The following is a 12581-nucleotide window of genomic DNA, read 5'->3' on the forward strand; positions in this document are numbered from 1 at the left end:
GATTCGCTAAAGCGAAAACACAGACAAACACGGATTTCTTCTCGTCCCGAATACTTAACTTTTCTTAATTACTTAATGGTGAAAATTCAGCGCAAATGACACACGGATTAAACGGATTCGCTAAAGCGAAAATACGGATAAACACGGATTTCTTCTCGTCCCGAATACTTAACTTTTCTTAATTACTTAATGGTGAAAATTTACTTAAATCTTCTATGTATCAAATAAAAAATTCCAAACCCTAAACTTTTTATTATATCGTTTAGAATCTGGAATTTTATTTCAGATTTTGAATTGTCTTTTATTTCAAATCTTTAGCATTTTTAACTTTCTGATCTGTTAAAGCAAGTGCTAAAACTTCGCTCATTTCTTTCACATAATGAAAAGTTAAACCTTCTAAATATTCTGGTTTTATTTCGTCAATATCACTTTTGTTTTCATGACATAAAATAATCTCTTTAATGTTAGCTCTTTTGGCAGCCAATATTTTTTCTTTGATTCCGCCTACTGGCAATACTTTTCCACGCAAAGTGATTTCTCCAGTCATTGCAGTATTTTTCTTCACTTTAGTTTGTGTTAATAATGACACTAATGAAGTTAACATTGCAATACCTGCACTCGGACCATCTTTAGGAGTTGCTCCTTCTGGTACGTGAATATGAATATTATATTTCTGGAACAATTCTGGGTTTAATCCTAGTTTCTTAGCATTTGCCTTAATATACTCTAATGCAATTGTAGCCGATTCTTTCATTACAGTTCCTAAATTCCCTGTAATGCTCAAAGAACCTTTTCCTTCGGATATTAATGATTCTATAAAAAGAATATCTCCACCAACACTTGTCCAAGCTAGTCCTGTTACTACACCAGCAACATCATTGCTTTCATATTTATCACGCTCTAATCTTGGTACACCTAATATCTTAACGATATCTTCGTCGGTTACTTTTTTATTGTACTCCTCCTCCATCGCTACCGATTTAGCAGCATTACGGATTACCTGAGCCATTTTATTTTCAAGATTACGAACACCTGATTCTCTGGTATATCCTTCAACGATTTTTTCTAATTGTTTTTTTCCAATAGTCAAATCTTTTGCGGTTAAACCATGAGCCAAAAGTTGTTTTGGAAACAAGTGCTTACGTGCAATTTCTACTTTTTCTTCAATTGTATATCCAGACATTTTGATAACTTCCATTCTGTCTTTCAACGCTGGTTGGATAGCCGACATATTATTAGAAGTTGCAATAAACATTACTTTAGATAAATCATACCCCATTTCAAGGAAGTTATCATAAAAAGCATTGTTTTGTTCTGGATCTAAAACTTCTAGTAAAGCTGATGATGGATCACCGCTATTACTATTTGATAATTTATCGATTTCGTCTAAAACAAAAACTGGATTAGAAGTTCCAGCTTTTTTCAAACTCTGGATTATTCTACCTGGCATTGCTCCAATATATGTTTTTCTGTGTCCACGTATTTCGGCTTCGTCACGTAATCCACCAAGCGAAATACGTACATATTCTCTACCCAAAGCTTCGGCAACAGATCTTCCTATCGATGTTTTACCAACTCCCGGAGGTCCTGTTAAACATATAATTGGTGATTTCATGTCATTTCGCAATTTTAAAACTGCCAAATGCTCAATCATTCTTTTCTTTACTTCTTCTAAACCAAAATGATCTCTATCTAATACTTTTTGAGCATGTTTTAAGTCAAAATTATCTTTAGAGAATGTTCCCCAAGGTAATTCCAGAAATAACTCCAAGTAGTTTCTTTGAATACCAAAATCTGGCGATTGCGGATTCATTCTTCGCATTTTAGACAATTCTTTCTCGAAATGTTTTTGCGTTTTCTCATCCCAAATCTTTTCTTTAGCTTTTAGACTCATCTCGTCCATTTCTTCCTCTTGCGAAACGCCACCCAATTCTTCCTGAATGGTTTTCATTTGCTGATGCAAGAAATATTCGCGTTGTTGCTGATCTAAATCAAAACGAACCTTTGATTGTATATCGTTTTTCAGTTCTAATTTTTGCAACTCAACGTTCATGTAACGTAACGTTTCAAGCGCACGATCTTTTAAGCCATTTATCGAAAGTAATCCTTGTTTTTCTTTCACCGATAAATTCATATTCGACGAAACAAAATTGATTAAAAATGATTGGCTCTCAATATTTTTAATTGCAAATGTAGCTTCAGATGGGATACTTGGGCTTTCTTTAATAATCTGGATTGCTAATTCTTTTATAGAATCAACAATAGCATTAAACTCTGTATCGTTTTTATCTGGACGCGTTTCTTCAACCTCTTTTACATTTGCAGTAATATAAGGTTCTTCAGAAATTACCTCAGCAATTTCAAAACGTTTTTTTCCTTGTAAAATAACCGTGATGTTTCCATCAGGCATTTTCAAGACACGAAGAATTCTCGCAACTGTTCCTACCTTATGAATATCATCTTTGGATGGATCTTCGTCTTCTTCGTTTATCTGAGATACAACTCCGATGATTTTATCACCCGCATTTGCATCATTTATAAGTTTTATAGATTTATCTCTACCCGCAGAAATAGGAATAACAACTCCTGGAAATAAAACAGTGTTGCGTAAAGGTAAAATTGGTAACGAAAAAGGTAATTCTTCGTTATTCATTTCTTCCTCATCTTCAGGAGTCAATAACGGTATTAATTCGGCTTCAGAATCAAATTCTTGAAGTGACAGATTGTCAATAGTAAGTATTTTATGATTTGACATAGTATAATATAAGTCGTTTTGTCATTAAAAAAATAAATTCAAATCGCAAATTATCGAATAAACTTGCTTAATCTCAAATAAAAACGCCACAGGAGCTTAATTTATTTGCATAACTATAAAAATAGACAATCATTGTGCCAAACAAATGCAAACAACGACTTTGATTTTTAAGAATCGGCAATATAGAAAGTTTCGCTTTAAATTAAAGCCTCAAAAAAACTTTTATAAAAAATTTACATTTAATTTTATCAAAAGTGTAACAAACCAAAAAAACCACCGTCATTAATAAAAACCATTAGACGCTACTTGAATATAACTAACCAAAATATCGAAGAATTAATAACATTGTGCAAACAAAAGAATCAAAAAGCACAATTTGAAGTATACAACAGATACTGTAAAGCCATGTATAATGTTGCGTATCGTATTGTAAAAGACGAACACTATGCTCAAGATGTTATGCAAGAAGCTTTTCTTAAAGCATTCACCAAAATTGATGACTATAAACAAGAAGTCGCTTTTGGAGCCTGGCTCAAGAAAATCGTAATTAATTACAGTATTGATTTTTACAAAAAAAACAATAAGTTTCAAATAGAAGATCTTAGTAAGACTTTATACAAAATAGAGGAAAATGATAGTTTCTTTTCTGAAAATCTAGATCTGGATTCTCTGAAGGTAAAACAAGTCATGGAAGCTATTTTAAGCTTAAAGGATAACTATCGAATGGTTTTGACCTTATTTTATATTGAAGGGTACGATCAAGAAGAAATAAGTGAAATACTTACTATTAGCTATGCCAATTGCCGGACTACATTGAACAGAGCTAAAAACAGTTTAAGAAAAAAATTAGAGGAGATATGAAATCGCCACTTAAACAATTTTGTGGAAACAAAGAACTAATTATCAAAAAGGCGATACTATATATCACCTCTAAAAAATAAAAATTTGGATATATGAAAAAGGAAAATGACAAACTAGACCAATTATTTGAAAAATTTGAAAATCAGTGGGATATTCAGGAGATGGAACCCCAACATGAAGCAGATTTTTTAAATAAATTAAAGAAAACAAAACCGAAAAAGAATTATACAATTACATATGCTATCGCAGCTTCGATAGTACTTATGCTGGGGATTTCTGTGTTTTTTAATGTAAATCAAAAACCAAAAGAATTAAAATTTGCCTCACAGGAAACCAAAAGAACTGATTCGATTTTTGGAGCTCTAATTGCCAATGAACTTGAAAAACTTCATGACAAGAAATCGCCCGAAAACGAGCAAATAATTAGCGATGCCCTTAAACAAATGAAAGTTATGGATAATGATTATGCAAAAATCATTACCGAACTACAAAAAAACGGCGAAAACAAACAGATTATTTACGCTATGATTAGCAATTTACAAACCCGTATTTCATTCTTGCAAAATGTATTAACCCGTATTGACGAAAATGAAAAATTTAAAAACAGCACTCATGAAAAAACACTATAACTTCCTTATCTTATTACTGATAATTCCCTTTTTAGGATTTGCAAACGACGATGGTTATTCGACAAAGCAAAAAGTTATCAAAAAAACCTATATCGTTAACTCTGATGCCGGAATAGATATCGACAGTAAATACGGAAATATTACGGTTACAACCTGGGATGAAGATAAAATCGATATTGAAGTAATTATAAAAGTATCTGGAAACAATGAAAACTGGGTAAACGAAAAATTAAACAGTATCAATGTAAATATCACAGCATTAAAATCAATGCTTACTGCCAGCACAAGCATTGGGAACTCAACATACAAAAGCAAAGGGAGTAATAATAGTTTTGAGATTAATTACACCTTAAAAATCCCGAAAAATGGAACTGTAAAGCTTAATAATAAATATGGAAATATCACTACAGGAGATTTAGCATCAACTACAGATATCTTTTGTAAATATGGAAAAGTAAACCTGGGCAGATTAAATGGGAATGCAAATACAATTCATATAGAATATTGTCAAAACTCTAGCATACAATATATTAAAAACGGAAATCTAGAAGCTAGATATTCAGGACTTAAAATTAATAGTGCTGGAAGAATTAATCTTGACACCAATTATACTGATATTGTTATGGGGGATGGTCAGAATATTAGGTACGATTGTAATTACGGAACATTTAAATTTCAGAAAATGGGTTCTATTGCAGGAGCAGGAAATTATCTGACTGTTAATATTGGTGAAATTTTAAATACATTAAGCATAGATCTTAATTATGGTAATCTGGCTGTAGGAATCATAAACGAAAAAGCCAATAATATAAATGTTACCTCTGGATATTCGGATATATCACTGGGATATGATAGCAACTATGCTTTCGACTTTGATATTTCGGCAAGGTATTCTGGCATAAAAACCGATTCTTCTCTTCAGATTTCTAACAGTGAAGAAAAGAGTAATGCAAAAAAAATCGACGGATTTTACAAGAAAAAAGGACAAAACAAAGTCGTTCTTATCTCAAGTTATGGAAGTATATCATTAGTTAAAAAACAATAAAATAATAAATCATTAAAAATCAATCAAAAAATGAAAAAATCAATTCAATTATTAGTTTGTAGCGTATTCTTTTTAAGTACAGTTGCCAATGCACAATGGTCTAAAGAACGCATAAAAGGAAATGGAAAAGTTGTAACCAATACTCGCTCAACTGGCTCTTATGATGATATTAAAGTAATGGGATCGTTTGATGTCGATTTAGTTGCAGGAAAAGAAGGTGCAATTATAGTTAAAGCCGAAGAAAATTTACAACAGTATATTAAAGTTGAAGTTGAAGGCAATGTGCTTAAAATTTACACCGAAAAAAACAAAAATATTAGTTCGAGCATGGGTAAAAACATCCAACTAACTATTCCTTTCGAAAAAATATCTAGTGTTACACTTTCAGGATCTGGAGATGTAAGATCTAAAAGTACAATAAAATCTGATTCTTTTTCGGCAGCGTTATCAGGCTCAGGAAATTTAGATCTAGATGTTGACACAACTTCATTTAACCTTGCCGTAAGCGGTTCCGGAGATGTTGTTTTAAAAGGAAATACTGGAAATTTCACAACAAAATTGTCTGGTTCTGGCGATATCGATTCAGATGCATTAAAAGCTAAAAATGTAGATATTACCATTTCTGGATCTGGTGACAGCAAAGTTTTTTGTAGCGAAAACCTAAAAGCCAGAGTTTCGGGTTCAGGTGATATTCAATATAAGGGAGATCCTAAAACAAAAGATACCAAAGTAAGTGGTTCGGGAAGTATCTCGAAAGCCTAAAAAATAAAGATCCCAAAGAAGCAATAATTATTAAACAAAAAAAACTAACTATGAAAAATATAATTATTGCTTTTTTATTAAGCATTGGTTTTTCATGCTCAAGTCAGCAAAAAATAAACACTCTTAGCGAAAAAGAAATTTTCGCATCTATAGATAAAAATGCCAATGCATTACTAAAAGATTCAAAAGCCTATTCGGTTTCTATTGGTGTAATAAAAGACGGTAAAACGTATACCAAACATTATGGCGAAATAGATAAAGGAAAAGGGAATAAAGCCACAAACGAAACGCTATTTGAAATAGCGTCTACTACTAAAGTATTTACAGGAACTCTTGTTGCAAATGCAGTTTTAGATGGAAAATTAAAATTAGACGATGATATTCGAAAGTATCTCAATGAAGGATTCCCGAATTTAGAATTTAAAGGAACTCCTATCAAAATAAAAAATCTAATTACACACCGAAGCGGAATTCTAACTCCCTTTCCTGATACCAAAGAAATAAGACAAAAATTTAGCCCTGATAGCTTTCTTGTTCATAAAAACAGGCTAGATAAATCTTATACCAAAACTGATTTTTTTAACGCTTTAAGAAAAGTAAAAGTTGATACTTTACCAGGCTCAAGCCCAGCGTTTAAATACGGAGCTTTAGGTCCCGAATTATGTGCACATATTTTGGAAAATATTTACAAAAAAAATTATGAAGACCTATTGCGTCAGGTGATTTTTGACAAAGCAGGAATGAAAAACACAAAGGTAAAATTAGCTCCTAATGATGTTCTTGCTAATGGTTATAACGGAAGTGGATTGTTAATGACAAATTTATCAAGCAATCTTTGGGGAGCTTCAAAAATGCTAAAATCAACGATGAGTGATTTAATCAAATTCATAAAATTTGAATTAGATACGACCAATAAGGTTGTAATAGAATCGCATCGAAGAATCTATGTAAATGGTGATATGGGCTATTTTTGGGAAATTCAGGAAGATAGCAACAAAAAGCTTAGTTATGCCAAAGATGGTGGCTCTAATGGCACGCAAAATATGCTGAAAATATATCCTGAATATAATTTAGGTTTTATAATTATTATGAATCAAAGCGATAACAATTCAGGCACTTACCTTGAAGCTGCATCTCTAGGTTTATTGACCGATTTAAAAAATTCCAGCAAATAAAACCGAAGGGATATAATCCCTAAAAAAAACCTTTAAAACTCGATAAAAATGAGACGGATAATTTATATTTTCCTTCTGGTGCTTTCTTGTGCCCTGTCTTTTGGGCAAAAAAAAGAATATACGGAAAAACCAGCAAATAAAATCATCGCCCTAGATAGCCTAAAGGCTAGCACTGCATCATTAATGACAAAGTATAACCTTAAAGGACTGAGTGTTGCTGTTTTTGAAAACTATAAAATAATCTGGACAAATGAATGGGGAACAAAAGCATCAGATTCTGAAGAAAAAAGTCAATCCAAATACCGCATTTTCAACAGCATCAATCTCTAAACCTATCACCGCAATAGTTTGTGCAATTCTAGAAGAAAAAGGCATAATTAACCTAGATGATCCAATTTCTAAATATCTTAAAAGATGGCAATTACCAAAAAGTGATTTTACAAAAGATATCGATGTAACGTGGAAACAACTTTTATCTCATACTGCTGGAACAAGTCAGGGAGGTTTTGAAGATTATTACACAGGAGATTCAATACCGACAATTGTAGAGAGTTTACAAGGAAAATTACTTCCAAGGTCTAAAGAGGCAATTAAATTCCTATTTAAACCAGGAACTAATTGGGAATATAGCGGTGGTGGTTATGTAATTATTCAATGCGCTCTCGAAGATCATCTTGGCAAACCACTTGCCGAAATTGTAAAAGAGTACCTTATTGATCCTTTAAAGTTGCAAAACTCAACAATGTTACAGCCTAATGAAAAAGGATTTTTAACCAACATTGCCAAAGTACATAATAGCAAAGGCAAAATCATTAGAACAGGAATCCCTATAACGCCTCAAGTAGCGCCATCAGGCTTATGGTCTACTCCTACTGATTTGGCAACAATTACCATCGAAATGCAAAAGGCTTTATTAGGAAAAGGAAATAAAGTAATTTCTACGGCTGTTGCCAAAAAAGTTACCAACATTGTTACCCTTAACGGTGCCAGAGGCTGGAGTTACGGTTGGCAACGAAGTCTGGGATGGGGAAATCAAGATTGGTTCTCTCATGATGGTTCTAACACTGGAACAGGCGGAGAATTATTAGGCACAATGACAAATGGTAACGGAATAGCTATTTTGGCAAATGGTGATAAACCTAATCGTTTACCTGTAATGAGCTATGTAGAGAAAGAAGTCATTAATAAACTTAATTGGTATACACCTATTAATGAAAAAACTACAAAGGATATTCCTTTGGCGTTAAGCAAAGCTATAAAAGGATATTATACTGAAATCTTATATGGATATGACAGAATGGGAACTACTCAAATATTTGAAGAGAACAAAAAGCTATACCTCAACTCTCCGTTTTTAAAAGAAAATTTTGATGAGGACAAAAGCAAAATGTACTATATAGGAAACAATACTTTTAAGATTAATAATTATCCAAATACCATTCAATTTAACTTAAACGGAAGTAATGAATTAAAAGGAATAACTATTTCTCGCCAAGGTTATAAGGTAAAAGATCTAGAACTCACGCTGGATCAAATAAGAACTCCTCAAACAGAAACAATCGAAATTTTTAGTGATGCTAATTTTGAAATGGCTGTTGCCAAATTCAATAAATTGAGATTAAAATATCCAGATTTCAATTTTGAAAATACATTAAACAATTTAGGGTATAGTTTTTACAACAAAAATCAGACGAATCTTTCTATTCAAATTTTCGCTCTTAATTGTAATGAATACCCAAATTCAGCTAATACATACGACAGCTTAGGGGAAATTTATGAATTGACTGGGAATCTAAATCTTGCAAAAAAGAACTATCAAAAATCACTAGAATTAAATCCTAAAAATGATAATGCCAAGCAAATGCTCGCTAAAATCGAAAACAGAATAAACAAATAATTTTTACTTCGCCACAACATATTAATAGTGGCGAAGTAATTATCTTATAATTATATTTTACTTATTTACCATGTCATTTTTAGGTATTCTTCTTAATAGAAAAATAGCTACTACAAAAAAGATTCCTAAAATTACAATCGCTGCGCGCGGACTTCCCGTTATTTGATCAATTATACCGTAAACACACATTCCGATTACAATTCCAACTTTTTCAGCCACATCATAAAAACTAAAGAATGAAGCAGTATCTTCTGTTTCAGGTAATAACTTGGAATACGTAGAACGTGACAACGCTTGAATACCTCCCATTACAAATCCAGCAACTGTAGCCATCACATAAAAATGAATTGGTAATGTGATGAAAAAAGCTAGTGCACAAAAAATTGCCCAAATAATATTAATTACAATCAAGGTTGGAATATTTCCAAATTTTGCAGAAGCTCTCGAAGTAAATACAGCACCAATAACAGCTACTAATTGAATTATTAAAATACATTTAATTAACCCAATAGTGCTTTCTTCTTCGGATGACCATTGAATTTCCTGTGCTCCAAAATAAGTAGCAACAAGCATAACGGTTTGAACTGCCATACTTGAAACGAAAAATCCGCCCAAATATCTTCGTAAAGGAATATTTTGTTTCAATAATGCCCAGACTTTTTTTAATTCTTTAAAGCCATTAAAAATTACAGATCTAGTTAATTTTTCTCCTTTATCTTTACTTCCTTTTGGTAAATAATAGTAGGTATACTGACTAAATAATATCCACCAAACTCCTACCATTAAAAAGGAATAACGCATAGCCACATTTGAAGCTTTTTCTGTTTCTGTTCCTTCAATTCCAAACCACTCTGGTTTCATTATCATAGCTAAATTGAGAAGTAATAAAACAACACTACCTATATATCCTAAAGAATATCCTTTGGCACTAATCTTATCCTGCTGCTCTACAAAAGCTATATCTGGCAAATACGAATTATAAAAAACCAAACTTCCCCAATATCCCAGTAATCCCAGAAAATAAAATGCTAATCCTACGTATATATTCTCAAGGTTAAACCAATATAGTCCCATACAAGATAAGGCTCCCATATAGCAAAAGAACTTCATAAATGTTTTTTTGTCTCCCACATAATCAGCAATTCCTGATAATAACGGGGAAATAAAAGAAACAACCAAAAAGGCCATCGCAGTTATAAAACTAATTAAAGCAGAATTTTTAAGATTCATCCCAAAAACATGAATGTAATGATCACGTTCTGCAAACAAAGCTTCGTAAAATATTGGGAATACTGCCGATGCTATAGTCAGAGTATAAACCGAGTTTGCCCAATCATAAAATGCCCACGCATTTAATAATTTCTTATCACCTTTTGGTAAGTTTTTCATAAAAATAGTTTCGTTAATAGGCTGCGAATTTATCTATTTATTATTTGTAATTAAATAGATTTCTGAAAAAACATACATTAAATAACCTGTTGTTGATAATTTTTTATCCTTCTCAACCACATCATTTTACAACTCGATAAAAAGCTTAAAAAATAGTTATGTTTTCTTAAAACAAAACACGTCTTAATTCAAAAGCAAAATATAGTCTTATTTAAACATTTTAATAATCTTTTGAGGTAATTTTAAGATTTATGTCTGGGTAATTTTGTTTCGAATTTAAAAAAAATAAATCATGAAAAAAATCTTCTACTTATTTATTGCTGGTTTTATGACGCTTACATCATGTTCCAATGATAATGATTTGAGCAAAGACCTTTCCTCGACCGTTACTGATCCTACCAAAGTAATCAATGCGTCCGGATCTGCAGATGGGGTAACTTATAAACTCCAAAACTTAACTGTAAACCCAGATTTAACAAAAATTTCTTCTGAAAATGCTATAATTACTAGCTCAGAGGCAGAAATGAAAAGTGGTAATTTCGAAATTGAAACTTCAACTTCTGACGTAGTTGAAAAACTTATTGCTGGAAACTTAATTTACTTAACATCTGATGAAGGTAAAGTATATTTCAGAACAATAGCTAGTGTTACTAAGAACAATAATAGCTACTCACTGAAAACAGCTGATGCTCATATAGGGGATTTATTTCAAGGTGGTTCTATTGAACTATCGATGGATGTACAAGAAAATGAAAAAGCTTTAAGATCTAAAAACACTTCATTACTTACTGCAAGAGGTAATTATGACAACAGTTTTACTTATGACATTTTCAATAACATCACTGAATATAAGGCTGACGGTTTCTCTATGAGTCCAAATACTTCTGTAAATTCAGTTCTTAGCATGAAAATAGGATTCGGAAAGTCTAAATTACTTCCTAACGAAATTGAAGTGTATTATCAAATTAACAGCGCTATCAACCCATATTATAACTTTGCTGGAGCTGTAAATAAAAAATACTCTTATAACCTAATCGATAATGTTCCTGCAAATCTTTTAGACTTACTTAAAAAAGTACAAATAGATGTTACTATTCCTGCTGGAGATCTTTTAGGAGATATTCCTGCAAAAATAAGTATTGATGAAATTGCTTTCCCAATGGAAGTTGAAGCTAACTTATCAAAAAGTTCTCATTTTGCCATTAATTCAAATGGAATATTCAAAATAGGATTTGCTTATTATAATGGTATTCCTGGAAAAAAGAGTCATTTTATCTATGAAAATACTATCACAAATTCAAAAATTACTGAAGGTGATTTAGCAGGAGAAGTTAGTACGGATATGAAAATATCAATCAAACCTAAAATTCAATTATTAGATTCTAATATTTTAGATGTAAAAGGAAATATTGTATTCGGAATAAACAGCTTTACTATTGGAAACGGAAGTTTAACTCAACCATCTGCTTTTGCTTCTACAGGAAATTTCTATTCTTCAGGAACTTTCTCTTTTGGAGCTTTAGGATTAACTGTTTATACTACAGAATTATTTAAAGAAAACAAAGTATTATGGAATATTGGAGAATACAAAAAAACCATGACCGTATCTAATTTCAGATCAGTTAAAACTTCTGCATTACCTTGTAGTGGTCTTTATTCTTATGGTTTTGATGTTACTTTAGATTACAAATACCCAATTACTGGTAAAGTACTCTCTTCTGGTAACTTAGAAGTTACTTATGATGTATATTCGGATACAGGAACTGTATTAGAAACTGCCAAAAAAGTAACGGTTGCTGCAAAGGATATCACAGCAAATAGTTTTAAATTCAATCTTTGTATTCCATTCAGAAAAATCAATATTCTTAGTGTAGCAAAAACAAGTAATATCAAAAATATTACTATTAAAGATGCTAATGGTTACCTAGCTACTGGAGTTATTAACCCAGCAACAAATAGCGTATACCCACAAATGACTGTTACAAAATAACATTCAAACAAATACTAAATAGAAAAAGATTGACTTTAAAAGGTCAATCTTTTTTGTTTTAATTTATTCCAAGGTTTT

At 31.7% G+C, this 12581-nt stretch carries 10 protein-coding genes; 8 read left to right on the plus strand and 2 right to left on the minus strand.

What is annotated here, in order from left to right; genetic code table 11:
- Positions 1-301 precede the first annotated feature (301 nt).
- The gene (gene lon, locus B8T70_RS07915) at positions 302-2755 is read right to left on the minus strand and encodes an endopeptidase La (RefSeq protein ID WP_039114589.1); all 2454 of its coding nucleotides are present in this window, start codon (positions 2753-2755) and stop codon (positions 302-304) included.
- Between the two features lie 306 nt (positions 2756-3061).
- Between lon and B8T70_RS07920 the strand changes: the two genes are divergently transcribed.
- The 7 genes from B8T70_RS07920 to B8T70_RS07945 all read left to right on the plus strand — a co-directional run bounded on the left by B8T70_RS07920 (position 3062) and on the right by B8T70_RS07945 (position 9124).
- A complete protein-coding gene (locus B8T70_RS07920) occupies positions 3062-3616 on the plus strand; it encodes an RNA polymerase sigma factor (protein ID WP_035627285.1) in 555 nt (184 codons plus the stop codon).
- 92 nt (positions 3617-3708) lie between these two features.
- Positions 3709-4245 (plus strand): anti-sigma factor, encoded by a 537-nt coding sequence (locus tag B8T70_RS07925; protein WP_086894533.1) that lies wholly within the window; start codon positions 3709-3711, stop codon positions 4243-4245.
- Positions 4229-5290 carry a hypothetical protein gene (locus tag B8T70_RS07930; protein ID WP_086894550.1) on the plus strand — a complete coding sequence of 354 codons (1062 nt, stop codon included), beginning with the start codon at positions 4229-4231 and terminating at the stop codon, positions 5288-5290. The genes B8T70_RS07925 and B8T70_RS07930 overlap by 17 nt, the downstream gene beginning before the upstream one ends.
- A gap of 30 nt (positions 5291-5320) precedes the next feature.
- Positions 5321-6052 carry a head GIN domain-containing protein gene (locus tag B8T70_RS07935; RefSeq protein WP_039114592.1) on the plus strand — a complete coding sequence of 244 codons (732 nt, stop codon included), beginning with the start codon at positions 5321-5323 and terminating at the stop codon, positions 6050-6052.
- A gap of 50 nt (positions 6053-6102) precedes the next feature.
- Positions 6103-7227 (plus strand): serine hydrolase, encoded by a 1125-nt coding sequence (locus B8T70_RS07940; RefSeq protein WP_086894534.1) that lies wholly within the window; start codon positions 6103-6105, stop codon positions 7225-7227.
- 48 nt (positions 7228-7275) lie between these two features.
- Positions 7276-7557, plus strand: a complete 282-nt coding sequence (locus B8T70_RS23580; RefSeq protein WP_123912086.1) for a hypothetical protein — start codon at positions 7276-7278, stop codon at positions 7555-7557.
- The gene (locus B8T70_RS07945) at positions 7478-9124 is read left to right on the plus strand and encodes a serine hydrolase (RefSeq protein WP_086894535.1); all 1647 of its coding nucleotides are present in this window, start codon (positions 7478-7480) and stop codon (positions 9122-9124) included. Before B8T70_RS23580 ends, B8T70_RS07945 begins: the two co-directional genes overlap by 80 nt.
- A 57-nt stretch (positions 9125-9181) precedes the next feature.
- On the opposite strand, the gene B8T70_RS07950 is transcribed toward B8T70_RS07945, so the two are convergent.
- The gene (locus B8T70_RS07950; protein WP_086894536.1) at positions 9182-10513 is read right to left on the minus strand and encodes an MFS transporter; all 1332 of its coding nucleotides are present in this window, start codon (positions 10511-10513) and stop codon (positions 9182-9184) included.
- Between the two features lie 292 nt (positions 10514-10805).
- On the opposite strand from B8T70_RS07950, the gene B8T70_RS07955 reads away from it, so the two are divergent.
- Positions 10806-12503 carry a hypothetical protein gene (locus B8T70_RS07955; protein WP_039114594.1) on the plus strand — a complete coding sequence of 566 codons (1698 nt, stop codon included), beginning with the start codon at positions 10806-10808 and terminating at the stop codon, positions 12501-12503.
- The last annotated feature ends 78 nt before the right edge of the window (positions 12504-12581 follow it).

Origin of the sequence: Flavobacterium sp. AJR, from assembly GCF_002156885.1 — a bacterium.
Taxonomy (GTDB): Bacteria; Bacteroidota; Bacteroidia; order Flavobacteriales; family Flavobacteriaceae; genus Flavobacterium.

Bases quoted from the DNA above. Each gene is read 5' to 3' on its own strand.
- lon (WP_039114589.1), bottom strand. From the start codon at position 2,755: ATGTCAAATCATAAAATACTTACTATTGACAATCTGTCACTTCAAGAA.
- B8T70_RS07925 (WP_086894533.1), top strand. From the start codon at position 3,709: ATGAAAAAGGAAAATGACAAACTAGACCAATTATTTGAAAAATTTGAA.
- B8T70_RS07930 (WP_086894550.1), top strand. From the start codon at position 4,229: ATGAAAAAACACTATAACTTCCTTATCTTATTACTGATAATTCCCTTT.
- B8T70_RS07935 (WP_039114592.1), top strand. From the start codon at position 5,321: ATGAAAAAATCAATTCAATTATTAGTTTGTAGCGTATTCTTTTTAAGT.
- B8T70_RS07940 (WP_086894534.1), top strand. From the start codon at position 6,103: ATGAAAAATATAATTATTGCTTTTTTATTAAGCATTGGTTTTTCATGC.
- B8T70_RS23580 (WP_123912086.1), top strand. From the start codon at position 7,276: ATGAGACGGATAATTTATATTTTCCTTCTGGTGCTTTCTTGTGCCCTG.
- B8T70_RS07945 (WP_086894535.1), top strand. From the start codon at position 7,478: ATGAATGGGGAACAAAAGCATCAGATTCTGAAGAAAAAAGTCAATCCA.
- B8T70_RS07950 (WP_086894536.1), bottom strand. From the start codon at position 10,513: ATGAAAAACTTACCAAAAGGTGATAAGAAATTATTAAATGCGTGGGCA.
- B8T70_RS07955 (WP_039114594.1), top strand. From the start codon at position 10,806: ATGAAAAAAATCTTCTACTTATTTATTGCTGGTTTTATGACGCTTACA.